Origin of the sequence: Methylobacterium sp. DB0501 (assembly GCF_011043735.1) — a bacterium.
GTDB lineage: Bacteria > Pseudomonadota > Alphaproteobacteria > Rhizobiales > Beijerinckiaceae > Methylobacterium > Methylobacterium alsaeris.
The window spans coordinates 1-22,577 of record NZ_JAAKGV010000012.1 but is presented as its reverse complement, the minus strand read 5'-3'; the positions used below and the strand labels follow the sequence as shown (position 1 = coordinate 22,577).

23 protein-coding genes and 2 pseudogenes are annotated in these 22,577 nt (G+C 70.2%); 4 read left to right on the top strand and 21 right to left on the bottom strand.

Features of this window, described 5'->3' with window-relative positions; genetic code table 11:
• Positions 1-219: 219 nt before the first annotated feature.
• From G4G93_RS18295 to G4G93_RS18230, 14 genes are all read right to left on the bottom strand, one after another.
• Positions 220-1,452 carry an ABC transporter substrate-binding protein gene (locus tag G4G93_RS18295; RefSeq protein WP_165086130.1) on the bottom strand — a complete coding sequence of 411 codons (1,233 nt, stop codon included), beginning with the start codon at positions 1,450-1,452 and terminating at the stop codon, positions 220-222.
• A 300-nt stretch (positions 1,453-1,752) separates the two neighbouring features.
• Positions 1,753-2,820 carry a type I pantothenate kinase gene (gene coaA / locus G4G93_RS18290; RefSeq protein WP_246736867.1) on the bottom strand — a complete coding sequence of 356 codons (1,068 nt, stop codon included), beginning with the start codon at positions 2,818-2,820 and terminating at the stop codon, positions 1,753-1,755.
• Complete coding sequence (locus tag G4G93_RS18285) at positions 2,817-3,140, bottom strand: phosphoribosyl-ATP diphosphatase (RefSeq protein WP_165086128.1); 324 nt, start codon at positions 3,138-3,140, stop codon at positions 2,817-2,819. Before G4G93_RS18285 ends, coaA begins: the two co-directional genes overlap by 4 nt.
• A gap of 107 nt (positions 3,141-3,247) precedes the next feature.
• Positions 3,248-4,030, bottom strand: coding sequence for an imidazole glycerol phosphate synthase subunit HisF (hisF, locus tag G4G93_RS18280; protein ID WP_165086127.1), 783 nt, complete (start codon positions 4,028-4,030; stop codon positions 3,248-3,250).
• A 12-nt stretch (positions 4,031-4,042) separates the two neighbouring features.
• The gene (locus tag G4G93_RS18275) at positions 4,043-4,516 is read right to left on the bottom strand and encodes a DUF29 domain-containing protein (protein WP_312892096.1); all 474 of its coding nucleotides are present in this window, start codon (positions 4,514-4,516) and stop codon (positions 4,043-4,045) included.
• A gap of 58 nt (positions 4,517-4,574) precedes the next feature.
• Positions 4,575-5,336, bottom strand: coding sequence for a 1-(5-phosphoribosyl)-5-[(5-phosphoribosylamino)methylideneamino]imidazole-4-carboxamide isomerase (gene hisA / locus G4G93_RS18270; protein ID WP_165086125.1), 762 nt, complete (start codon positions 5,334-5,336; stop codon positions 4,575-4,577).
• Positions 5,337-5,376: 40 nt separating this feature from the next.
• Complete coding sequence (hisH, locus tag G4G93_RS18265; RefSeq protein WP_165086124.1) at positions 5,377-6,036, bottom strand: imidazole glycerol phosphate synthase subunit HisH; 660 nt, start codon at positions 6,034-6,036, stop codon at positions 5,377-5,379.
• A 64-nt stretch (positions 6,037-6,100) separates the two neighbouring features.
• The gene (locus tag G4G93_RS18260; RefSeq protein WP_165086122.1) at positions 6,101-6,595 is read right to left on the bottom strand and encodes a DUF2628 domain-containing protein; all 495 of its coding nucleotides are present in this window, start codon (positions 6,593-6,595) and stop codon (positions 6,101-6,103) included.
• A gap of 76 nt (positions 6,596-6,671) precedes the next feature.
• Positions 6,672-7,274: an imidazoleglycerol-phosphate dehydratase HisB gene (gene hisB / locus G4G93_RS18255; protein ID WP_165086121.1), complete on the bottom strand. Its 603-nt coding sequence runs from the start codon at positions 7,272-7,274 to the stop codon at positions 6,672-6,674.
• 112 nt (positions 7,275-7,386) lie between these two features.
• A complete protein-coding gene (locus tag G4G93_RS18250) occupies positions 7,387-8,265 on the bottom strand; it encodes an S-methyl-5'-thioadenosine phosphorylase (RefSeq protein WP_165086119.1) in 879 nt (292 codons plus the stop codon).
• Positions 8,266-8,329: 64 nt separating this feature from the next.
• Entirely contained in the window at positions 8,330-9,226 is an 897-nt protein-coding gene (locus tag G4G93_RS18245; RefSeq protein ID WP_165086118.1) for a cytochrome c1, read from the bottom strand.
• Between the two features lie 92 nt (positions 9,227-9,318).
• Complete coding sequence (locus tag G4G93_RS18240) at positions 9,319-10,605, bottom strand: cytochrome b (protein WP_165086116.1); 1,287 nt, start codon at positions 10,603-10,605, stop codon at positions 9,319-9,321.
• Positions 10,606-10,645: 40 nt separating this feature from the next.
• Positions 10,646-11,209 carry a ubiquinol-cytochrome c reductase iron-sulfur subunit gene (petA, locus tag G4G93_RS18235; RefSeq protein WP_165086114.1) on the bottom strand — a complete coding sequence of 188 codons (564 nt, stop codon included), beginning with the start codon at positions 11,207-11,209 and terminating at the stop codon, positions 10,646-10,648.
• A 310-nt stretch (positions 11,210-11,519) separates the two neighbouring features.
• Positions 11,520-12,824: an MFS transporter gene (locus tag G4G93_RS18230; RefSeq protein ID WP_165086112.1), complete on the bottom strand. Its 1,305-nt coding sequence runs from the start codon at positions 12,822-12,824 to the stop codon at positions 11,520-11,522.
• Positions 12,825-13,142: 318 nt separating this feature from the next.
• On the opposite strand from G4G93_RS18230, the gene ribH reads away from it, so the two are divergent.
• The 4 genes from ribH (at position 13,143) to G4G93_RS18210 (ending at position 17,724) form a co-directional block, all read left to right on the top strand.
• The gene (gene ribH, locus G4G93_RS18225; protein ID WP_165086111.1) at positions 13,143-13,685 is read left to right on the top strand and encodes a 6,7-dimethyl-8-ribityllumazine synthase; all 543 of its coding nucleotides are present in this window, start codon (positions 13,143-13,145) and stop codon (positions 13,683-13,685) included.
• Position 13,686: 1 nt separating this feature from the next.
• The gene (gene nusB, locus G4G93_RS18220; RefSeq protein WP_048432729.1) at positions 13,687-14,157 is read left to right on the top strand and encodes a transcription antitermination factor NusB; all 471 of its coding nucleotides are present in this window, start codon (positions 13,687-13,689) and stop codon (positions 14,155-14,157) included.
• 167 nt (positions 14,158-14,324) lie between these two features.
• Positions 14,325-15,356 carry a thiamine-phosphate kinase gene (thiL, locus tag G4G93_RS18215; RefSeq protein WP_395411869.1) on the top strand — a complete coding sequence of 344 codons (1,032 nt, stop codon included), beginning with the start codon at positions 14,325-14,327 and terminating at the stop codon, positions 15,354-15,356.
• Positions 15,357-15,576: 220 nt separating this feature from the next.
• Positions 15,577-17,724, top strand: coding sequence for a sodium-translocating pyrophosphatase (locus G4G93_RS18210; protein WP_165086109.1), 2,148 nt, complete (start codon positions 15,577-15,579; stop codon positions 17,722-17,724).
• 143 nt (positions 17,725-17,867) lie between these two features.
• Here the strand turns inward: G4G93_RS18210 and G4G93_RS18205 are convergent, their stop codons facing one another.
• The 7 genes and pseudogenes from G4G93_RS18205 to glyA all read right to left on the bottom strand — a co-directional run.
• Positions 17,868-18,332 (bottom strand): hypothetical protein, encoded by a 465-nt coding sequence (locus G4G93_RS18205; RefSeq protein ID WP_165086339.1) that lies wholly within the window; start codon positions 18,330-18,332, stop codon positions 17,868-17,870.
• Between the two features lie 217 nt (positions 18,333-18,549).
• Positions 18,550-19,044, bottom strand: a complete 495-nt coding sequence (locus G4G93_RS35985; protein WP_246736866.1) for an Hsp20 family protein — start codon at positions 19,042-19,044, stop codon at positions 18,550-18,552.
• Between the two features lie 186 nt (positions 19,045-19,230).
• Positions 19,231-19,332: pseudogene (locus G4G93_RS36765) on the bottom strand (SDR family oxidoreductase); the annotation flags it as partial.
• A gap of 89 nt (positions 19,333-19,421) precedes the next feature.
• Positions 19,422-20,084, bottom strand: a complete 663-nt coding sequence (locus tag G4G93_RS18195) for a riboflavin synthase (protein WP_165086105.1) — start codon at positions 20,082-20,084, stop codon at positions 19,422-19,424.
• The gene (gene ribD, locus G4G93_RS18190) at positions 20,085-21,170 is read right to left on the bottom strand and encodes a bifunctional diaminohydroxyphosphoribosylaminopyrimidine deaminase/5-amino-6-(5-phosphoribosylamino)uracil reductase RibD (protein ID WP_165086338.1); all 1,086 of its coding nucleotides are present in this window, start codon (positions 21,168-21,170) and stop codon (positions 20,085-20,087) included.
• A 65-nt stretch (positions 21,171-21,235) separates the two neighbouring features.
• Positions 21,236-21,772, bottom strand: a complete 537-nt coding sequence (nrdR, locus tag G4G93_RS18185; RefSeq protein WP_165086104.1) for a transcriptional regulator NrdR — start codon at positions 21,770-21,772, stop codon at positions 21,236-21,238.
• Between the two features lie 184 nt (positions 21,773-21,956).
• Positions 21,957-22,577, bottom strand: a pseudogene (gene glyA, locus G4G93_RS18180) (serine hydroxymethyltransferase); the annotation flags it as partial.

Genomic DNA, 22,577 nt, shown 5'->3' with positions numbered 1-22,577 from the left:
ATCTTGCCGCATTGTCTGCGACGAGCCGATATCCACTTCGTCGAACGATGCTCTGGGGCTCGCCCACCATTCCCGAGGTGACGCAAGACCCCCGAATGGGGTATGGCGGCGACAACCATTCGGCTTAGGCTCACGACCACTGCCCCGATGACGGGCATGCGCCCACGCCGTTCACCTCCACCACCGGACTTGGCGTGGGCGCTTCCTTCTCAACGCCGCTCAGCCGGCCTTTCCCGTCTCGGTCTTGCCGATATAGGGGCAGTTCCCCGCCTCGATCGGCCGGAACGCCCGGTCGCCGGGGATCGTCGCCACGAGCTTCAGCAGGTCCCACTCGCCCTTCGATTCGGACGGTGCCTTCACCTGCATCAGGTACATCTCGTGGACCATGCGGCCGTCCTCGCGCACCCGGCCGTTCTTGGCGTAGAAGTCGTTGACGGGCGTCTCGCGCATTTTCGCCACCACCGCCTTGGCGGCATCGCTCCCGGCCGCTTGCACCGCCTTCAGGTAGTTGGAGATGCTGGAATAGACCCCGGCCTGGAACTGCGTCGGCATGCGGCCGTGGCGCTTGAGGAAGCGCTGGGCGAAGGCCCGGGTCTCGTCGTCGCGGTCCCAGTAGAAGCTGGTGGTGAGCAGCATTCCTTGCGCGGTCTCGAGGCCGATCGCCCGCAGGTCGACCACGTCGATGAGGAGCCCGACGAGCTTCTGACCCTGCTGCTGGATGCCGAACTCGCCCGCCTGCTTCGCCGCCGTCGCGGTGTCGCCGACCGGATCGGCGAGCGCGATTACCTTGGCGCCCGAGGATTGCGCCTGGAGCAGGGCCGAGGAAAAGTCCGCCATCCCCATTGGGTGGCGCACCGAGCCGATCACCGTGCCGCCGGCCCTGGTGACCGCCTGGCCGGTATCGCGCTCCAGCGCGTGGCCGAACGCGTAATCGGCGGTGACGAAGTACCAGGAATTGGCGCCCTGCTGGACCAGCGGGCCGGCGGTACCGTTCGCCAGCGAGTACGTGTCGTAGGTCCAGTGGATCGCGTTCGGCGAGCAGGCCGGGCCGGACAGGTCGGAGGAGCCGGCCGATGAGTTCAAGAAGAGGCGGTCGCGCTCGCGGGTGAGGTTTTGGACGGCGAGCGCGACCGACGAGGTCGGCACGTCGGCCACGACGTCGACCTGCTGCAATTCGAGCCATTGGCGGACGATGTTCGAGCCGACATCCGGCTTGTTCTGGTGATCGGCGGAGACGACCTCGATCCGCTTGCCCAGCACCGTGCCGCCGAAATCTTCCACCGCCATCCGGGCCGCGGTGACCGAGCCGGGGCCGGTGCTGTCGGCCTGGGACGCGCTCATGTCCGACAGGACGCCGATCTTCACCACGTCGTCGGACACTTGCGCCTGCGCCGCACTCGCGCACAGGGTCGCGGCCAGCGCCAGGCCGGCGCGCCGTAGGGCTCGTTTCATGATGTGTCCTCCCGATTTTTCCCCATGCTGGCGGGGGATGGGAGGACGGTCAACCCGAGATTTCAGACTGTCGTGCTCGTCCGCTCCGGCCCTTTTCCCGGGCGAGTGCGGCATCAGCGCAAGCAGATTCGGCCCCCAGGGGAGACGTGCCGCGAATCGGCCTTCTGTCCTGCACCATTGCAGACAGGAGGACGCTTCGGGAATTCTTGCTCTGGAACCCGGATCTCCCTGCGCTGACGCCGAGGCCGTCCGGGACAGGGTGGAACTCTACGATGAAGCGCGCATCATCACGCGGCGTTCTCACAACCTCCGCAACGCCACGCTCTCGATGCGGTGGCTCGCGCCCTTGGCGAGGATCAGGCTGGCACGCTGGCGCGTCGGCACAATGTTGTCGCGCAGGTTCAGGAGGTTGATACGGTTCCACAACCCGTCGGCGATGGTCAGCGCCTCCTCCTCGCTCACCTCGGCATATTTGCGGAAGTAGGAGAGCGGGTCGCGGAAGGCCGTGTTGCGCAGTCGCAGGAAGCGGTTGACGTACCAGCGGTGCAGGTCGTCCTCGTGCGCGTCGAGATAGACCGAGAAGTCGAAGAAGTCCGAGACGAACGGGATCGCGGTGCCGTCCCGCGGCAGGCGGGCCGGCTGGAGCACGTTCAGCCCCTCGACGATCAGGATGTCGGGCCGGTCGACCACCGTCGTCTCCCCCGGCACCACGTCGTAGACGAGGTGGGAATAGAGCGGCGCCGCGACGTGGCGCTTGCCGGCCTTGATGTCGGCGAGGAAGCGCAGGAGCGTCGGGGTGTCGTAGCTCTCCGGGAAGCCCTTGCGCTCCATCAGGCCGAGGCGGTTCAGCTCGGCATTGGGAAACAGGAACCCGTCGGTGGTGACGAGGTCGACCTTCGGCGTGTTGGGCCAGCGGGCGAGCAGCGCCTTCAGCACCCGGGCCGTGGTCGACTTGCCGACCGCGACCGAGCCGGCGACGCCGATGATGTAGGGCACCTTCACCTCGCGCTCGGCGAGGAGAAAGCGCTGCGTCGCCTTGAACAGCCCCTGCGTCGCCGCGACGTAGAGCGAGAGCAGCCGCGACAGCGGCAGGTAGATCGCGATGACCTCTTCCAGCGAGATCGGGTCGTTGAGCGATTGCAGCCGCATCACGTCGTCGGCCGTGAGGGTGAGCGGCGTGTCGGCGCGCAAATGCGCCCATTCCTCGCGGGCGAAGACCCTGTAGGGCGAGAGGTGGTCGGTTGCCTCGTCGAGGCTCGCCGCCAGTTGCGCCGCGCCGAGGGTCGGGGCCGGGCCGGTTCCGGTCAGGCCGGCGTCGTTCGTGCTGACGTCGGACAGGCCGGTGATGGTCATGCCGGTGATGGTCATGCCGGCCTCCTTGCCGCCTTCTCGGCGATGCCGCTCTGCGCCGTGCGCCGCTCCAGTTCCGCCATTACTGCGTCGAGCGGCACCTCGGCGGCCCGCAGGACGACGAGCAGGTGGTAGAGCACGTCCGCGGCCTCCGCCGTCAGCCCGTCGCGGTCGCCCTGCACCGCGGCGATGGCAGCCTCGACCGCCTCTTCGCCGAGCTTCTTCGCCGGCCGCGCCGGCCCGCCCGCGACGAGCTTGGCGGTATACGATTCCTCCGGCGAGGCGGCGGCCCGCTCGCGGACGATGCGGTCGAGATCGGCGAGGGTGAAGGTGGTCATGCGGCGGCCGTTGATATGTCCGGGGTGAACCCTGGGGCCGGCCGTGCCGGGCGGTCAAGCGGCAACCGGCGACCTGTCCCGCGCCGACTGCCGACGAGGCAGATGCGTCAGGGCATCGGATCGAGCCGCATCGCCAGCCCGGCCGCCGCCATGTGGGCCTTGGCTTCCGCCACGGTGTGCTGGCCGAAATGGAAGATCGAGGCGGCGAGCACCGCGCTCGCCCCGCCGTCGCGCACGCCGGCCACGAGATCGTCGAGGCTGCCGACGCCGCCGGACGCGATCACCGGCACGTTCACGGCGTCGCTGATCGCCCGGGTCAGGCCGAGATCGTAGCCGGAGCGCATGCCGTCCCGGTCCATCGAGGTGACCAGGAGTTCGCCGGCCCCCTTCCCGGCCACGAGGCGGGCGAAGTCGATCGCGTCGATGCCGGTGGGCTTGCGGCCGCCATGGGTGAAGATCTCCCAGCGGGGAGGCTCGCCGGGCGGCGAGACGCGCTTGGCGTCGATCGCCACGACGATGCATTGCGCGCCGAACTTCTCCGCCGCCCGCGCCACCAGGTCCGGGTCGTTCACCGCCGCGGTGTTGATCGAGACCTTGTCGGCGCCGGCGAGTAGGAGCGTGCGGATGTCCTCGACTTTGCGCACCCCGCCACCGACGGTGAGCGGCATGAAGCAGGCCTCCGCCGTGCGGCTCACCGCGTCGAGCAGGATGCCGCGGTCCTCGTGGCTCGCCGTGATGTCGAGGAAGCAGAGCTCGTCGGCCCCGGCGCGGTCATAGGCCTTGGCGGCCTCGACCGGATCGCCGGCGTCGCGCAGTTCGAGGAACTGCACGCCCTTGACGACGCGGCCGTCCTTGACGTCCAGGCAGGGGATGATGCGGGTCTTGAGCACGGGGGCTTGGCTCTACTCGTAAAGGAAGGGGCGCGACATCGCCTCGTCGCGCGTGAAAGGGCAGGTCGCCGGAAAGGTCGCAGCGGCAAGCCCCGTCTCGCGCATCGCGTCGAGGCGGGCCTGACGGTAGGCGCGCTCGAACGCCTCATCGAGGCGCGGCTTCAGGCTCGGATTGTCGCCGATGACCTCGACGACGTGCTGCCGGTGCGTCGCGATCGAGATGGCCCAGCTGGCGCTGCGATGACCCGGCTGACACTGCCATTTCAGGATATGGAGCTGGATCAGCGCGTAGAAGCTGACGAGACGGTTGAACTCTGAGCGGCCCAAGCTCTCGATCTCCTCGGCCAGGTTCTCGCGGTCGAGGGCCGAGAGGTTGCCGGCACGCAGAGCCGCGGCCTGCTCCATCGCCCAGCCGTAGATATCATCGGCATAGGCCGTCATGGGCGGCGGGGGAGCCGGCTTGGATTTGCGGGTCGCGGCGGTCACGTCGTCTCACGCCTCTGGATAAGCTGCCTCATCCTATCACGAGGCAGCCCCCTCCGCTTCAAGCAGTCGGCGCACCCTTGCCCTGCGCGGCCTTCGCCCGCGCGATGGCCGCAAGTGCCTCTTTCGGATCGATCCGGCCATCATAGAGGGCACGGCCGGTGATGGCGCCGGCCAGCCCCGCGCAATCGGGCTCCAGGATGCGGTGCACGTCCTCGATCGAGGCCAGCCCGCCGGAGGCGATGACCGGGATCTTCACCGCTTGCGCCAGGGCCAGCGTCATCGGGATGTTGAGGCCCTTCAGGATGCCGTCGCGGGCGATGTCGGTATAGATGATCGCGGCGACGCCGGCATCCTCGAAGCGGCGGCCGAGCTCCTCCGCCGTCACCGTCGAGGTCTTGGCCCAGCCCTCGACCGCGACACGCCCGTCCTTGGCGTCGATCCCGACGGCGATCTTGCCGGGGAAGCGGCGGGCGGCCTCGCGCACGAAGGTCGGGTCCTTGACGGCCGCGGTGCCGATGATGACCCGGCTGACCCCCTTGGCGAGCCAGCCCTCGACGGTGCGCATCTCGCGGATGCCGCCGCCGAGCTGGACCGGGATCTTCACGGCGCCGAGGATCGCATCGACCGCCGCGGCGTTCATCGGCGCGCCCGCGAAGGCGCCGTCGAGATCGACGACGTGGAGCCAGGAAAACCCCTGCTCCTGGAACGTCGCGGCTTGCGCCGCGGGATCGTCGCTGAAGACGATGGCCTGGGCCATGTCGCCCTGCACGAGGCGGACGCAGCGCCCTTCCTTGAGATCGATGGCCGGAAACAGGATCACGCGTCGTCACCGCAAGGCTTGAGAGGTGGGAGCGGCGGCCTCAGGGCCGCCAGCGCAGGAAGTTGCCGATCAGACGCAGCCCGAGGGTCTGGCTCTTCTCGGGGTGGAACTGGGTGCCGGCGATGGTGCCGCGGGCCACCATGGCGGTGACCGCGCCGCCGTAATCGGCGCTCGCCACGACGTCATCCGGCTGCGCCGGAACGAGGGCGTAGCTGTGCACGAAGTAGGCGTGCAGGCCTTGCTCCCCGGTCGGGATGCCGTGGAGGAGCGGGTGGGAGCGGCGCTCCTGAAGCGTGTTCCAACCCATATGCGGCACCTTCAGCCCGGGATCGGCCGGGGTGATCGGCGCGACGTCGCCGGGAATCCAGCCCAGACCGGGCGTGACCTCGTATTCGAGGCCGCGGCTCGCCAGCAGCTGCATGCCGACGCAGATGCCGAGGAACGGCCGGCCGCGGCCATGCGCCGCCTCGGTCATCGCCTCGACCATGCCGGAGACGGCCTCCAACCCGCGCCGGCAATCCGCATAGGCGCCGACGCCCGGCAGCACGACCCGGTCGGCGCGAGCCACGGTCTCGGGATCCGAGGTGACGACGATGCGGGCGTCGGTCCCGCTCTCGCGCGCGGCGCGCTCGAACGCCTTGGCGGCCGAGTGCAGGTTGCCCGAGCCATAATCGATGATGACGACGGTGTCCGCGCTCAACGGAGGTCCTCCCGGGTCGCGGTGGCCGGACTCAACCGACCGGACGAGTCTAGGGTTGCGCAGCTCACCGGGGGCTCTGCGCCTCCGGGAACAGGCCGAGCGCCGGGCTCTCGGCCCGGACGCTGGTCGGCGTCGCCGGGCGCGGCGCCGGTGTCGTCCCGAGGCGGGCGCCCTCCTCCCGCAGCCAGCGGGCGACGAACTTCACCTCCGCCTCACGGATATCCGACGCCGTCACCGCGTCGCGGATCGGCCGGCCGGTGCGGGCATAGGTCCAGCGCCGCAACGACGAGGCCTCCAACCCGATGAGCCAGGACAGGAGCAGCGCGATGAGGAAGCCGGCGACCGGGTTCAGCCCTAGAACGAAGCCCAGAGCCCAGACCACGATCTCGGCCGCCAGCACCATCAGCCCGGCGAGCCAGAGCCGGTGCCAGAAGAACCATAAGCCTGAGAACCAGAAGGCCGGCCAGACGAAGGCGTCGGGCACCAGCTTGGCCTGATCGAGGGCCTCCGGCTCGCCGGGATCGACCGCGTCGGGGAGGTGCAGGGTATAGGTGGTCATCCGGTCTCCCCGGGATCCGGTCTTCTGGGATCCGTCTCGGCGTTCGGCGCGGCGCCTTGCCGGTCGTTTTGCAACCTCAGAGCGAGCCCTTCGTCGAAGGGACCCGGCCGCCCTCGCGGGGATCGACCTCGACGGCGTGCCGCAAGGCACGTGCCAGCCCCTTGTAGCAGCTCTCGGCGATGTGGTGCTGGTTGTCGCCGTACAGCGTCTCGACGTGCAGCGTGATCCCGGCATTCATCGCGAAGGCCTGGAACCACTCCCGCACCAGTTCGGTGTCGAAGACGCCGATCTTCTCGCGAGCGAATTCGGTGCGGAACACCAGGAAGGGCCGTCCCGAGATGTCGACGGCAACCCGGGTCAGTGCCTCATCCATGGGCAGGTGCAGGTCGGCATAGCGGCGGATGCCGCGCTTGTCGCCCAGCGCCTGGGCGAAGGCCTGACCCAGCGCGATGCCGCAATCCTCGGTGGTATGGTGCTGGTCGACGTGGAGGTCGCCGGCCACCTTGACGTCCAGGTCGAACAGGGCGTGGCGGGCGAGCAGCTCCAGCATGTGGTCGAGGAAGCCGACACCCGTCGCGATGCTGGCCTTGCCGGTGCCGTCGAGGGTGAGCGCGACGCTGACGTCGGTCTCGGCGGTGCGCCGGTCGACGCGGCCGGCGCGGGGGGTGATCTCGGTCATCGCGGGAGTACTGTCGCCAACGGGAAACGGGCTGCCTTGTTAAAAGGCAGCCCGCGGAAAGGCCAGGGGTGATCCCGGCTTTATACCGTCATGCGAGTCGGAGCGGGAGGGTTCACCCCTCCGCCAGCACCCGTGCGCAGACCGCGTCAAGCTTGGCCATCAGTACCGGATCCCGATGGCTCGGCGCGGTCATGATCGCGCCGTCCAGCGCCCGGTCGGAGCGCGCCGGGCAGGATTCGTGCTCGGCCGGAAAGTCGCGGGCGAGACGGCTCACCAGGCGGGCAGCCTTGGCGGCGTTGGCGCGGGCCACCGCCACCACGGCGGCGACATCGACGACGTCGTGCTCCGGGTGCCAGCAATCGAAGTCGGTCACCATCGCGATCGTCGCGTAGGTGATCTCGGCCTCGCGGGCGAGCTTGGCCTCCGGCATGTTGGTCATGCCGATCACGTCGTAGCCCTGCGCCTTGTAGGTGAGAGACTCGGCGTAGGAGGAGAATTGCGGCCCCTCCATGCAGACATAGGTGCCGCCCTTCCGGACCGCGATCTCCTCGGCGTCCGCGGCGGCCAGGATGCGGGCCTGAAGGCCCGGTCCGACCGGATGGGCCATCGAGACATGGGCGACGCAGCCGTTGCCGAAGAACGACGAGGTCCGGCCGACGGTCCGGTCGACGAACTGGTCCACGAGCACGAACAGGCCGGGATAGAGTTCCTGCCGGAACGAGCCGCAGGCCGAGAGCGCGACGATGTCGGTGACGCCGGCGCGCTTCATCACGTCGATATTGGCGCGGTAATCGATGCCGGACGGCGAGAGCCGGTGGCCGCGGCCGTGACGGGCCAGGAACACCACCGGGGTCTGCCCGATGCGACCGATGCGCAAGGCGTCCGACGGCTCGCCCCAGGGCGAGGTGATCGCCTCCTCGCGCACATCCTCCAGCCCGGGCAGGTCGTAGACGCCCGAACCGCCGATCACTCCGAGCACGGCCTTGGCCATCAGGGTTCTCCTGTAACGAAAGAGGCCCCTTTCGGGGCCTCTGGACGAAGTAGGGTGTGGACGGTCAGTGCGTCTTGTGCAGCTCGGGCTGCAGCCCGTGCGTCTCGCCGCCCACGTCCGACCAGATCTTCTTCTTCACGTAGTAGAGCAGGCCGGCGAGCACGATGAGGAAGAGCAGCGCCCGCAATCCCAGCGACTTGCGCGCCAGGAGGTGCGGCTCGGCCGTCCACACCAGGAAGGCGGTGACGTCGCGCGAGTACTGGTCGACGGTCTCCGGCGCGACCGGCTGGCCGTTCGCGCCCTTGGCGTAGGTCACCTGACCGTCGCTGAGGGGCTTGGGCATCGCGATGACGTGGCCCGGATAGTACTCGTTGTAATGGCCGCCTTCCGGCACGGTCACACCCTTCGGCACCTCCTCCTTGTAGCCGTTGAGGAGGGCGTGGATGTAGTCTGGACCCTGCTCGGTATAGCCGATGAAGGGGAGCCAATCGATGATGAACCACAGGCCGCCGCGGGCGAAGGTGCGGGCCTTGGCCATCAGCGACAGGTCCGGCGGCGCCTTGCCGCCATTGGCGGCGGCCGCGGCCTGCTCGTTCGGGAACGGCGCCGGGATCTTGTCGGCCGGGCGGCCGGGCCGCTCGAACATGTCGCCGGAATCGTTCGGCCCGTCCTTGACCTTGTACTCGGCCGCCAGCGCCTTGACCTGGGCGGCGGAAAAGTCGGGCCCGCCCTCCTGCTCGAGGTTGCGGAAGCGGATGTAGTTCAGGCTGTGGCAGTTCGAGCAAACCTCGCGGTAGACCTGGAAGCCGCGCTGCAGCTGCGCCTGGTCGAAGGTGCCGAACATCCCCGAGAAGGTCCACTTCTCGCGGTGCGGCAGCGGCCCGTGCTCCTCCGCCGAGGCGCCGCCGATCGACAGGATCGCGGCGAAGGCGGCCGCCACGAGAGTGCGTGTTCTGATCATTCCCCTCGATGCCCCTTGCGGCGTCGTTAGTGCTTCATCGCGGTCGTGGGGCGGGCGGATGCGCGGGGCACCCGCCCGCCCGGGGGCATCCATCAGCCCTTGGTCGGAGGAGCCGCGGTGGCGCCGGCCGGCATGCCGGAGGAGCCGACCTGCTTGCCCGGGCCGGTGACGCTCTCGAGGATCGAGCCCGGCAGGGGCTTCGGGGTCTCGAAGAGGCCGACCAGCGGCATCACGATCAGGAAGTGGGCGAAGTAGTAGAAGGTGGCCAGGCGCGAGGCGAGGACGTAGCCGCCCTCCGGGGGCTTCGAGCCGAGCCAGCCGAGCAGGAAGCAGCAGAAGATGAAGACCCAGAAGAACTGGCGGTAGATCGGCCGGTAATTGGCCGAGCGAACCCGCGAGGTGTCGAGCCAGGGGGCCAGCGCCAGGATGATCACCGCGCCGAACATCAGGATGACGCCGCCGAGCTTGTCCGGCACTGCGCGCAGGATGGCGTAGAAGGGCAGGAAGTACCACTCGGGCACGATGTGCGCCGGCGTCACGGCGGGGTTCGCCGGGATGTAGTTGTCGGCGTGGCCGAGGTAGTTCGGCTGCAGGAAGATCCAGTAGGCGAAGAAGACGAAGAACACCACCACCGCGAACACGTCCTTGATGGTCGCGTAGGGGGTGAAGGGAACGGCGTCCTTGCCGGTCTTGATCGGGATGCCGGTCGGGTTGTTCTGGCCGGTGACGTGCAGTGCCCAGACGTGCAGGACGACGACGCCGGCGATCATGAACGGCAGCAGGTAGTGCAGCGAGAAGAAGCGGTTGATGGTCGGGTTGCCGACCGAGTAGCCGCCCCAGAGCAGGCTCTGGATGGTGTCGCCGACGATCGGGATCGCCGCCAGGATGTTGGTGATGACGGTAGCGCCCCAGAACGACATCTGGCCCCACGGCAGCGTGTAGCCGAGGAACGCGGTCGCCATCATCAGCAGGTAGATGATCACGCCGAGGATGTAGAGCACCTCACGCGGGGCCTTGTACGACCCGTAATAGAGGTTGCGGAACATGTGCACGTAGACCGCGATGAAGAACATCGAGGCGCCGTTGGCGTGCATGTAGCGCAGGAGCCAGCCGTAATTCACGTCGCGCATGATGTGCTCGACGGAGTTGAACGCCTCGGTCGCCGAGGGCTGGTAGTGCATCGCCAGCCAGACGCCGGTGATGATCTGCGAGCCCAGCATCACCATCAGGATGGCGCCGAACGTCCAGAAGTAGTTCAGGTTGCGCGGAACCGGGAACGCGATGAACGAGGAATGGACCAGGCCGACGATCGGCAGCCGGGCCTCGAACCACTTCGCGATGCGGCTCTTGGGAACGTAGGTTGTAGCGTGTGCGCTCATGGGGCAGCCCGCGTCTGGCGTTGCTTCACGATCGGCTCAATCAGGCGGTGGCCGCTTCGCCGATGCGGACCTTGGTGTCGCCCTGGAAGGCGTAGGGCGGGATCGGCAGGTTGATCGGCGCCGGACCGCGGGTCACGCGGCCGAGGGCGTCGAACTGCGAGCCGTGGCAGGGGCAGCCCCAGCCCTCGTGTCCGCCGGCATTGGCGATCGGCACGCAGCCGAGATGGGTGCAATTGCCGTAGGTCACGAGCCAGCGGTCGTGGCCTTCCTTCACGCGGCCGAAGAACGGCGCCGGGTCGATCAGGCTCGCCGGGGCGACAGCCTTCATGTCGGCGACCTCCTTCTCGGTGAGGTGGCGCACGAAGATCAGCTTGCCGCGCCAGAACACGTTGACGATCTGGCCGTCGGCGATCGGCGTGAGGTCGACGTCGATGGGTGCGCCGGCGGCCACGGTCTCGGCGTCGGGCGCCATCGAGGCGACGAAGGGCCAGGCCAGAGCGGCGGCCCCGACCACGGCACCCGCGCCGGTGGCGAGGAACAGGAAGTCCCGGCGGGTCGTCCCGTGGGGGTGCGCGGCGTCGGAGGGGGCGGCGGTGGTGGCCAAGTTCCGGCTCTCCCGAGAAATCGTTGACGGCGCGGGCCGCGATCCGCGGCGAGAAGGCGTGGAGGCCCGCTGGAAGGGTCGGCGGGGTTCTTGTTCCCCGGTCCTGACGGACCGAAGCACCTCCCCGCTCGTGGCGGCAATGCGACCGGGCGTCGCCGCGCGGGTAGCTCTCTTGCACGGCCAAGCCCCGGAATAAAGGGCGAAACCGCCTCCCGATCCGGAGGAATTCCAGATTTCCCGTGAGTGTGGCGCGGGTTTCCGGGACGGCCCGACGGGGCCGTCCCGGGCGGGACAATGGGCGTGCCGGGACCTACTCGGCCGGGGCGCCGACGCGGCCGCTCGCCGCGGGTGCGCCCGTATGGCTCAGGCGCAGGACCGTGATCATGCCGACGATGCCCGCGCAGGCGATGAGCAGCAGGCCGCCGGTGAAGCTCCCGGTCCAGTCCTTGATCGCGCCGACGGCGTAGGGCGCGACGAAGCCCGACAGGTTGCCGATCGAGTTGACCACCGCGATCGCCCCGGCGGCGGCGGCTCCCGACAGGGTCTCGGTCGGCAGCGTCCAGGTGATCGGCAGCGCCCCGAAGATGCCGAGCGCCGCACCCGAGAACAGCAGCACCTTGACGACCGGGTCGCCGACGAGGGCCGCCCCGATGGTGCAGAGCGAGGCGCAGGCGAGCGCCGCGGCGAGGTGGTAGCGCCGCTCGCGCTTGGCGTCCGAGCGCTTGCCCCACCACAGCATGCCGACGGTGCCGACGGCGTACGGGACGATCATCAGGAAGCCGGTCTGGGCGTTGGTGAGCCCGAAGCCCTTGAAGATCTGCGGCAGGAAGAAGCCGAAGGCGTAGAGCAGCGCGACGGCGCCGAAATACACGACCGCGATGGCGAGCACCCGCGGGTTGAGGATCTCCTGCGTGAGCGGCACATGGCCCTGGCGCGGGCTGCGGGCGGCTTCAGCGGCGAGCGTCTGCTCGAGCCAGGCGCGCTCGTCGGGGGCGAGCCACCTGGCGTCGGCCGGACGGTCGGTGAGGTAGAAGTAGGTCATCACCGACAGCACCACCGCCGGCAGCGCCTCGATCACGTAGAGCCATTGCCAGCCCCTGAAGCCGAGCACGCCGTCGAGCTCGAGCAGCAGGCCGGAGATCGGCGAGCCGATGACGCTCGAGAGCGGGATCGCCACCATGAACAGCGACACGATGCGGGCGCGGTAGGCGGCCGGGAACCAGAGCGTCAGGTAGAAGATGATGCCCGGGAAGAAGCCGGCCTCGGCCGCGCCGAGGAGCAGGCGCATGATGTAGAAGCTGGTTTCGCCGCCGATGAAGGCCATGCCGCCGGAGATCACGCCCCAGCTCAGCATGATGCGGGCGATCCAGCGCCGCGCGCCGAATTTCTCGAGCGCCAGGTTCGACGGCACCTCGAAGATGAAGTAGGTGATGAAGAACAGCCCGGCGCCGAGGCCGTAGGCGGTAGCCGAGATGCCGAGGTCCCGGTTCATGGTCAGCGAGGCGAAGCCCACGTTGACCCGGTCGAGATAGGCGATGAAGTAGCAGACGATCAGGAACGGGATCAGCCGCCAGCTGATGCGCTTGATGGTACGGGCTTCGATGTCGGTCGTCACGGCGTTCCCCTCCCGGGCGGATCTGGTTGTGGCAGGATTCTTGTTGCGGCCAGGGTCGCGACCCGGCTCCGGCGCCCGGGATGACCGGATTGTCGACGATTGGCAAGGACGCCCCGGCAAGGACACCCTGGCAAGGACACTCGGCACGTCCGCCGGGCAGGGCCCCGGCAAGTCGCGACGATCTGCGGGCGGGCGCGCCACTTGTGGCAGGACCCGCTTCGGTCTAGTGCTCCCCTCCCCCGCCGGTGATGCATCGCAGCGAGGCCGTTCGGCCGCGCGCCCGCACCGGCGCTCGTTCGAGATGCAAGAAGTTTCGCCATGGTCACGCCACGCCGCGACAGCGGAGCCGACCGCCCCCGGCTCACCGGAGCCCGGGTGCTGGTCGTCGAGGCCCGCTACTACGAGGACATCGCCGACGAGCTCCTCGCCGGGGCCACGGCTGCGATCGAGGCCGCCGAGGCCGAGGCCGTGGTCGTCACGGTGCCGGGCGCGCTGGAGATCCCCCAGACGGTCGCGATCCTGCTCGAGGCGGCGGCCCGCGCCCGCAGGCCCTACGACGCCGTGGTGGCGCTCGGCTGCGTCATCCGCGGCGAGACCGGACATTACGACATCGTCGCCGGCGAGAGCGCCCGGGCGCTGATGGATCTCTCGGTGGGCCTGCGCCTGCCGCTCGGCAACGGCATCCTCACCGTCGAGACCGAGGCCCAGGCCCAGGCCCGCGCCCGCGTCGCCGAGATGAACAAGGGCGGCGGCGCGGCGGAAGCCGCCCTCGCGGTGCTGGCCCTGCGCCGGGCCGAGGAGGCGGGCCGCCAGGACCGCACCATCGGCTTCACCCCCCGCCGCAATCCGGAGTCCGAGTGAGATGAAGCCCGCCGAGCGCAGCGGCGCCCGCCTCGCGGTGGTCCAGGCCCTCTACGAGATGGAGATCTCCGGCAAGGGCGTGATCGACGCCCTCGCCGAGTTCGAGGCATTCTGGATCGGCCAGGTCATCGACGAGGTCGAGCACCCGCCGGCCGAGACCGCCTTCTTCCGCGACCTCCTGCGCGGCACCGTCGAGGAGCAGCGGGCGATCGACCAGCGCCTCGACGCGGCGCTCGCCGCCGGCTGGCCCCTGCGCCGCCTCGAGGCGGTGGTGCGGGCGATCCTGCGCGCGGGCGCCTACGAGGTGATGTTCCGCCGTGACGTGCCGGTGAAGGTCGCGATCTCGGAATACGTCGACGTCGCCCACAGCTTCTACGAGGGCGAGGAGCCGGGCCTCGTCAACGCGGTGCTCGACAAGGTCGGCCGCGCGGTGCGGCCGGACGACTTCACCAAGGGGTCCCGCGCCGGTTGAGGGCCGCGGGGCGTTCCTCGCTACCGGCGCGGATGTTCGGAAGATTTTCCGGTTTTTGCCGTTAGATCGTTGTGGCCTCCGGCGCCCCGGGCTCTAGCTGTCGGTTCAGGTCCGGGCGAGTGGCGGTTTAAGCGTCCATCAGCCTCCCGCCGCGAGACCGCCATGCGATGGCCCGCCCCGATTTGACCCGTCAAGACCCGCCCCGGCACGATCTGCCCCGCCCCACGGAAGACGAGCTGATCGCCCGCTACTTCGCGCCGCTCGCCGGTGCCGGCGGGCTGTCCCTGCGCGACGACGCGGCCCTGCTGACGCCGAGCCCGGGTCACGACCTGGTCCTGACCACCGACGCGGTGGTGGCCGGCGTGCACTACTTCCCCGACGACCCGGCCGCCTCGATCGCCTGCAAGGCGCTGGGCGTGAACCTGTCGGACCTCGCGGCCAAGGGCGCCGAGCCGCGGGGCTTCCTCCTGACCCTGGCGCTCAGCGAGGACTGGGACGAGGCCTGGCTCGCCGGGTTCTGCACCGGCCTGAGCGAGGCCGCGGCGCTCGCGAGCTGCCCGCTGCTCGGCGGCGACACCGTGCGGGCGGCGGGCCCGACGCTGGTCGGCATCACCGCCCTGGGCGAGGTGCCGGCCGGCACGATGGTCCGGCGGGGTGCGGCCCGGGTCGGCGACCGGCTGCTGGTCTCGGGCAGCATCGGCGATGCGGCCCTCGGCCTCAAGCTGCGGGGGAAGCCTGCCGCACCCTGGGGCGAGGCGCTGTCCTTCCCGGCCCGCGCCTTCCTGGTCGACCGTTACCTGCATCCGCAGCCCCGCCTTCCCCTCGCCCCGGCCCTGCGCGCCCATGCCCGCGCGGCGATGGACGTCTCCGACGGGCTCGTGGGCGACCTCGCCAAGATGATGCGGGCCGCCGACCTGAGCGCCGAGGTCGAGATCGCGAAAATCCCCCTCTCGGAATCCGCCCGGGCGGCGCTCGCGGCGGGGGCGCCCCTCGACACCGCGCTCACCGGCGGCGACGATTACGAGATCCTGTGCGCCGCCGACCCGGCGCAGGTGCCGGCGCTCACGGAGTCGGCCCGGCGGGCCGGCCTGCCGCTGACCGAGATCGGCACCGTGACCGAGGGCAGCGCCCCGCCGGTCTTCCGGGCGCCGGACGGCAGCCAGCGGCGCTTCCGCTCCGGCTCGTTCAGCCACTTCTGAACTGTTCCGAAGACCCGGGCCCGGGCGTCGAAAGTCTCAAGCGGGGGAAGCTTGGGAGCGTTTGCGCTCAGGTGGGAAGTTTGGCACGACTAGGAGTGCGGATCGGCGCTGGCGCGCAGGCCCGCTCAACAGGGAGGGAGGCCCGCGTCGCGCGTTCACGGCCGCTCGCCATCTCGGCCGTCCGACGTCGCGGGAATGCCCGACAATCAAGGACGGTAGAATGACCGCACTCCTGCTCATCATCCTGGGCGGCCTCTGCGCCGTTGCCTACGGCATCGTCACGATCAACGACGTCATGCGGCGCGATGCCGGCACGCAGCGCATGCAGGAGATCGCCGGCGCGATCGCCGAGGGCGCCCAAGCCTATCTGCGCCGCCAATACGCCACCATCGGGCTCGTCGGCGTGGTGCTGTTCGCGCTCCTGGCCTGGTTCCTCGGCCTCAAGGTCGCGGTCGGCTTCCTGATCGGCGCGGTCCTGTCGGGCATGGCCGGCTTCATCGGCATGAACGTCTCGGTGCGGGCCAACGTGCGCACCGCGCAGGCCGCGGCCCAGTCGCTCGGCGCCGGCCTCTCGGTGGCGTTCAAGTCGGGCGCCGTGACCGGCATGCTGGTGGCCGGCCTCGCGCTCCTGGGTGTGGCGCTCTACTACACCTATCTCACCCGCTTCGCGGGCCTGAACCCGTCGAGCCGCGAGGTGATCGACGCGCTGGTGGCGTTGGGCTTCGGCGCCTCGCTGATCTCGATCTTCGCGCGGCTGGGCGGCGGCATCTTCACCAAGGGGGCCGATGTCGGCGGCGACCTCGTCGGCAAGGTCGAGGCCGGGATCCCGGAGGACGATCCGCGCAACCCGGCCACCATCGCGGACAATGTCGGCGACAATGTCGGCGACTGTGCCGGCATGGCGGCCGACCTGTTCGAGACCTACGCGGTCACCCTCGTCGCCACGATGGTGCTGGCAGCGATCTTCTTCGCCGGCCAGGTCGATGTCGGCGGCCGCAACGTGCTCGAGACGATGCTGATCTACCCGATGGCGATCGGGGCGGCCTGCATCATCACCTCGATCATCGGCACGTTCTTCGTGCGGCTCGGCACGAACCAGTCGATCATGGGGGCGCTCTACAAGGGGCTGATCGGCGCCGGCGCGCTCTCGATCGTCGCGATCGCCGGCCTCAACCTCGTGATGTTCGGCGGCTTCGCGACCCGCTTCACCACCACCGGCGGCGACAGCTTCACCTCGCTCAGCCTGTTCCTCTGCGCGGTGGCCGGCCTCGTCATCACGGCGCTGATCGTCGTCATCACCGAGTACTACACCGGCACGAACTACCGGCCGGTCAAGTCGATCGCCCATTCCTCGGTCACCGGCCACGGCACCAACGTGATCCAGGGCCTGGCGATCTCGCTCGAATCGACGGCGCTCCCGGCGATCGTGATCGTCGCCGGCATCATCGTCACCTACTCGCTCGCCGGCTTGTTCGGCATCGCCATCGCGGTCACCGCCATGCTGGCGCTGGCCGGCGTCGTCGTCGCCCTCGATGCCTTCGGACCGGTCACCGACAATGCCGGCGGCATCGCCGAGATGGCGGGACTGCCCAAGGAGGTGCGCAAGTCGACCGACGCGCTCGACGCGGTCGGCAACACCACCAAGGCGGTGACCAAGGGCTACGCCATCGGCTCGGCGGGTCTCGGCGCCCTGGTCCTGTTCGCCGCCTATACCTCGGACCTGAACTACTTCATCAAGAACGCCTCGGAGACACAATACCGGTTCTTCCAGGGGATCACGGTCGATTTCTCGCTGTCGAACCCCTACGTGGTCGTCGGCCTGCTGCTCGGCGGCCTGATCCCGTACCTGTTCGGCGGCATCGCCATGACGGCGGTGGGCCGCGCCGCCGGCGCCGTGGTCGAGGAGGTCCGCCGCCAGTTCCGCGAGAAGCCCGGCATCATGCAGGGGACCGAGCGGCCCGATTACGGCCGCGCCGTCGACATGCTGACCAAGGCGGCGATCAAGGAGATGGTGGTACCCTCGCTGCTGCCGGTGCTGTCGCCGGTGGTGCTGTTCTTCGTGATCCAGGCCATCGCCGGCAAGGGCCAGGCCTTCGCGGCGGTGGGCGCGATGCTGCTCGGCGTCATCCTCACCGGCCTCTACGTCGCGGTCTCGATGACCTCGGGCGGCGGCGCCTGGGACAACGCCAAGAAGTTCATCGAGGACGGCCACTACGGCGGCAAGGGCTCCGAGGCCCACAAGGCCGCGGTGACCGGCGACACCGTCGGCGACCCCTACAAGGACACCGCCGGCCCGGCGGTGAACCCGGCGATCAAGATCACCAATATCATCGCCCTGCTGCTGCTGGCGATCCTGGCCCATAGCTGATCGGCCGGAGATGACCGGCTGCGATCCGCCGGAGCCGTCGGCGGATCGCAGCCGGCGGCGCGCCTCGGGTCGGACCCGGGCGCGCCTTCCATATACCCAGACATTCCGCGCGGGCGAGCGGCGTGCGCCGATCCGGACCTCTCCTATGCCGGCACGCAGAGTGCCGGCATAGCGGCGGGGGGCGTCCGGGGACGCGGCGCCGGCATGACCGCGGCGGGACAGGGCGGCGGATCGTCGTCGTCGTCCCGACGGCCCGGGCGAAGAGTCCAGCCCGGCTTCCACGACGCGCGCGGGCGACGCCGCGGAGACGGGCGTCTCGTCGGACCTGCCCCGGCAATCCGCGGAGCGTCGTGGTCGAGTTCGGCGAGTGCGCCGAGCACGGCGTCGACCGAGACCGGCTCGGCCCGGCAACCGGTCAGGCAACGCAAGCCCGGCGCGTTCTCCAGGGCGCAGACGTCCGAGGCCCAGGATGCCAGGATCGCGCGCTTCTCGGTCCTCGACAGGTGCGGGTGCGAGAGCACCTCGCGCGGATGCCGGAACACGTCGCCGGGTGCGACGAGCGCCTGCCAGGCCTCGAATGAGGCGGATGGGCCGGCTGGCGGGTTCATCGGACCGGCAGGGATTCGATCGATGGGGGTGGGTTTCGTTTCCAGCGACACGGGTCATCCTCCCTGATGGTGCGTGACGGTGCACGACAAGGGGTTCAGGCCCCGGGGGCGCATGCCTCCGGGGTTCCGTTCGTCAGTGGATGGCCGGAGCGGCCGGGCAAACTCAGGGCGAGCCGCCTTGGGAGCCCCGCGGCCTTCAAATCAGGCAGCCTGGACGTCAGGCAGCCTTCGAGCGATCCTCGGCGTGGCCGTCGATCTGGGCCGGCGCGTTGTCCTGCCCGATGGCCGCCTGTTGGCCGCCGATGGCGATGCGGCGCGGCTTCAGCGCTTCCGGAACCTCGCGCTTGAGTTCGACCGAGAGCAGGCCGTTCTCCAGGCTGGCGCCCGTCACCTTCACGTGGTCGGCGAGGCTGAAGGTCTGGCGGAAGGCGCGTGCCGCGATGCCGCGGTGCAGATAATCGCGCTCGCCGTCCTTGTCCTTCTTCTGCCCGGTGACCAGCAGCGTGGTGTCGTGCTGGGTCAGCTCGATCTCGTCCTGCGAGAAGCCGGCCACCGCCATGGTAATGCGGTACGCGTCGTCGGCGACCTTCTCGATGTCGTAGGGCGGCCACTGCGTCGACGGCTCGATCCGGGCGGCCTGGTCCAGCATCGAGAACAGGCGGTCGAAGCCGACGGTGGAACGGTACAGCGGCGCGAAGTCGTAGGTCCTCATGACCACATCCTCCTGGGAGCAACGTGATGACGAGGGCCGCCGGACACCCTTGCCCGGCGCCCAATCGCGAGCCCGCTCGGGCCTCGCGCGGGTGAAACCCGGATGTCGGGATCGGGTTCCGCCGCACGGCGATTTTTTTCGCGCTCGCGCGGCACACGGTCGGACCTGTGCCTTTCCGCCATCGACGAACCGCTCGATCCCGTTGACGACACTCGCGTCGTCCGAGGCCAGAAACAGGGCAGCTCTCGCGATCTCGTCCGCCTCGCCGACCCGGCCCATCGGGATGCGCGAGGCGAGGGGCTTCGGGAGCCCCTGGCGCCGGGTTTTTCACCGCGCGCCTCACCCGCTCAGCCGCGCGCGGGTGAGGCCGGATTCCGTCAGCTTCGCCCGACCGTCGCTCGCGCCTCCGTCAACCGCGCCGCGTAGCGGGCGATCAGGTCGACCTCCAGGTTCAGCCGGTCCCCGGCGCGGCGCTCGCCCCAGGTGGTGACCGCGAGCGTGTGGGGGATCAGCAGCACCGTGAAGGTGTCGCCCTCGACGCCGTTGACGGTGAGCGAGGTGCCGTCGAGGCAGACCGAGCCCTTCTCGGCGATGAAGCGCGACAGGCCCGCAGGCGCGCGGAGCACGAAGCGCTCGCTTGCCGCCCAACTGTTCCCTGCCTGGGACGCATCGTCGACCTTGGCCGTGACCGGCTCGCGGGCGACGATCTCGGCGAGGCCATCGACGTGGCCGGTGACGAGGTGGCCGCCGAGCTCGTCGCCGATCTTCAGCGAGCGCTCGAGATTCACCCGCCGCCCCGGCACCCACTCGCCGACCGTGGTGCGGGCCAGGGTCTCGGCGGCGGCGTCGACCTCGAAGGTGCAGCCGCCATCCCGCGGCGTCACCGTCACGGCGGTGAGGCAGGGCCCCGAGCAGGCGATCGAGGCGCCGATCAGGATGCCGGCAGGGTCGTAGGCGCAGTCGATGGCGATGCGCTTCAGCTTGGAATCGCCGGAGACCGCGGCGACGCGGCCGACATCCGAGACGAGGCCGGTGAACATCTACGGGCTCCGTGCGTGGCAGGTGAAGAGATCGGTGCCGATCCGGACCTCCTCCACGACCGGAAACTCTCCGGAGGCGAGGCGGGCAGCGAGATGCGGGCCGACGGCCGGCAGGCCGGGCTGGCCGAGGACGCAGTCGCCGGTGACGAGCAGGCACTCGTCGACGAGGTCGTCGCGGGCGAGCGCGTCGGCGAGCGTCGGCCCACCCTCGGAGCAGATCCGGGTCAGGCCGCGGGCGCCGAGGTAGCGCAAGGCCGCCGGCAGATCGATGCGCCCTTCCGCGGTGACCGGCACCCGCTGAACCTCGGCGCCTGCGGCGCTCAGCGCCTCGGCGGCCGCGTCCGGCGCCTCGCGGCCGGCGAGGATCAGGGTCGGCACGGCGTGGCTGGTCCGCACGAGGCCGGCTTGCGGCGGTGTCCGGAGGCACGGGTCGAGGACGATCCGCAGCGGCGAGCGCGCCGCCATCCCGGGCAGGCGCACGGTGAGCTGGGGATCGTCCGCCAGCACCGTGCCGATGCCGACCATGATCGCGTCGCAATGGGCCCGCTGCAGGTGGATCTCGGCATTGGCGCGGGGACCGCTGATCATCAGGCGCTCCTCCCCGCCCGCGGCGTAGCCGTCCGCCGTGCGGGCGAGCTTGAGGAAGACCGCGGGGCGGCCGCGCAGGATCCGCGACACGTGCCCGCGCTGGTCGCGTGCCGCCTGGGCCCCCATCAGGCCGACCGAGACGGCGATGCCGGCCTCCGCCAGCCGGGCATGGCCGCGGCCGGCGACCCGGGGATCGGGATCGTCCATCGCGCTCACCACCCGGGCGACGCCGGCCGCGATGGTGGCGTCGGCGCACGGGCTGGTGCGGCCGTGATGCGAGCACGGTTCGAGCGTCACGTAGAGGGTAGCGCCCCGCGCCGCTTCGCCCGCCGCCGCGAGCGCGACCCGCTCGGCGTGCGGCCGGCCGCCCGGCTGCGTCACGCCCTGCGCCAGGATCCGCCGGGCGCCCGGCGGGCCGCCGACCAGCACGGCGCCCACCGAGGGATTGGGCCAGGCCTGGCCGAGATGGCGCCGGCCGAGCGCCAGGGCGAGGCGCATGTAGCGCCGGTCGGCCAGATCGTCGGCCAAGTCGTCGGCCAAATCATGGGTTCGCTCCCGAGCGCTCACGACGCGCGGCTCCGCGGGCGGCGGGACGGGGGCGCCTCCTCGACCGGGACAACGGCGTCGGCCGGCGGGGTCGCCTGCGCGGCGCCGGCGGCAAGGTGGCCCAGAAGCTCCTCGAAGTCCCGGGCCTCGCGGAAATTCTTGTAGACCGACGCGAAGCGGACATAGGCGACGTCGTCGAGGCCTTTCAGCCCCTCCATCACCGCCTCGCCGATCGCCTCGCTCGACACCTCGGCCTCGCCGGTGCTCTCGAGCCGGCGGGTGATGCCGCTGACGAGACGCTCGATCCGCTCCTGCTCGACGGGACGCTTGCGCAAGGCGGTCTCGACCGAGCGCTGCAGCTTGTCGCGGTCGAACGGCACCTTGCGGCCCGAGCGCTTTACCACGATCAGCTCGCGCAGCTGCACTCGCTCGAAGGTGGTGAAGCGGCCGCCGCAATCCGGGCAGATCCGCCGGCGCCGGATCGCCGAGCTGTCGTCGCTCGGGCGGGAATCCTTCACCTGCGTGTCGAGGCCGCCGCAATAGGGGCACCGCATCGGCCGCCCGTTCCTCTCTTACGAAAAAGGGGCCGGTCCCACGCGGGACCGGCCCCGGAAGGGGCGTGTTCTAGTGCGCTCCAGGCGGAAGGGGAAGCCGGGAGATCCGGTGGGCTCCCGGTTTCCGATCGATCGCTCGGCGATTGCGACGCAATCGCTTTCGCGATGCCGGAACCGCCTTCGCTCAGGCGTAGATCGGGAACCGGTCGGTGAGGGCGACGACCTGGCGCTTGGCCTGTTCCTCGAGGCCGGCATCGCCGCCCTCGCCGGCCCGGTGCAGCCCGTCCAGGACCTGCACGATCAGCTCGCCCACCGCCTGGAACTCCGCCACCCCGAACCCGCGCGACGTCGCCGCCGGCGTGCCGAGCCGGATCCCCGAGGTGATCGTCGGCTTCTGCGGGTCGAACGGCACCCCGTTCTTGTTGCAGGTGATCCCCGCCCGGCCGAGCGCCGCCTCCGCCGCCTTGCCGGTCAACGCCTTGGCGCGCAGATCCACCAGCATCAGATGGTTGTCCGTGCCCCCCGACGTGATGTCGTAGCCGCCCGCGATGATCGTCGCGGCCAGCGCCCGGGCATTCTCCACCACCTGGCGGGCATAGGCCTTGAACTCCGGCCGCAGCGCCTCGCCGAACGCCACCGCCTTGCCGGCGATCACGTGCATCAGCGGACCGCCCTGCAGGCCGGGGAAGATCGCCGAGTTGAGCTTCTTGGCCAGCGCCTCGTCGTCGGTCAGGATCATGCCGCCGCGCGGCCCGCGCAGCGTCTTGTGCGTCGTGGTGGTGACGACGTGGGCGTGCGGGAACGG

What these genes read in the sequence shown, in the direction of transcription:
- G4G93_RS18295 (WP_165086130.1), bottom strand. Translation starts at nt 1,452, where the DNA reads ATGAAACGAGCCCTACGGCGCGCCGGCCTGGCGCTGGCCGCGACCCTG.
- coaA (WP_246736867.1), bottom strand. Translation starts at nt 2,820, where the DNA reads ATGACCATCACCGGCATGACCATCACCGGCCTGTCCGACGTCAGCACG.
- G4G93_RS18285 (WP_165086128.1), bottom strand. Translation starts at nt 3,140, where the DNA reads ATGACCACCTTCACCCTCGCCGATCTCGACCGCATCGTCCGCGAGCGG.
- G4G93_RS18260 (WP_165086122.1), bottom strand. Translation starts at nt 6,595, where the DNA reads ATGACCACCTATACCCTGCACCTCCCCGACGCGGTCGATCCCGGCGAG.
- hisB (WP_165086121.1), bottom strand. Translation starts at nt 7,274, where the DNA reads ATGACCGAGATCACCCCCCGCGCCGGCCGCGTCGACCGGCGCACCGCC.
- G4G93_RS18250 (WP_165086119.1), bottom strand. Translation starts at nt 8,265, where the DNA reads ATGGCCAAGGCCGTGCTCGGAGTGATCGGCGGTTCGGGCGTCTACGAC.
- G4G93_RS18245 (WP_165086118.1), bottom strand. Translation starts at nt 9,226, where the DNA reads ATGATCAGAACACGCACTCTCGTGGCGGCCGCCTTCGCCGCGATCCTG.
- G4G93_RS18240 (WP_165086116.1), bottom strand. Translation starts at nt 10,605, where the DNA reads ATGAGCGCACACGCTACAACCTACGTTCCCAAGAGCCGCATCGCGAAG.
- ribH (WP_165086111.1), top strand. Translation starts at nt 13,143, where the DNA reads ATGGTCACGCCACGCCGCGACAGCGGAGCCGACCGCCCCCGGCTCACC.
- nusB (WP_048432729.1), top strand. Translation starts at nt 13,687, where the DNA reads ATGAAGCCCGCCGAGCGCAGCGGCGCCCGCCTCGCGGTGGTCCAGGCC.
- thiL (WP_395411869.1), top strand. Translation starts at nt 14,325, where the DNA reads ATGGCCCGCCCCGATTTGACCCGTCAAGACCCGCCCCGGCACGATCTG.
- G4G93_RS18210 (WP_165086109.1), top strand. Translation starts at nt 15,577, where the DNA reads ATGACCGCACTCCTGCTCATCATCCTGGGCGGCCTCTGCGCCGTTGCC.
- G4G93_RS18205 (WP_165086339.1), bottom strand. Translation starts at nt 18,332, where the DNA reads ATGAACCCGCCAGCCGGCCCATCCGCCTCATTCGAGGCCTGGCAGGCG.
- G4G93_RS35985 (WP_246736866.1), bottom strand. Translation starts at nt 19,044, where the DNA reads ATGAGGACCTACGACTTCGCGCCGCTGTACCGTTCCACCGTCGGCTTC.
- G4G93_RS18195 (WP_165086105.1), bottom strand. Translation starts at nt 20,084, where the DNA reads ATGTTCACCGGCCTCGTCTCGGATGTCGGCCGCGTCGCCGCGGTCTCC.
- ribD (WP_165086338.1), bottom strand. Translation starts at nt 21,170, where the DNA reads ATGCGCCTCGCCCTGGCGCTCGGCCGGCGCCATCTCGGCCAGGCCTGG.
- nrdR (WP_165086104.1), bottom strand. Translation starts at nt 21,772, where the DNA reads ATGCGGTGCCCCTATTGCGGCGGCCTCGACACGCAGGTGAAGGATTCC.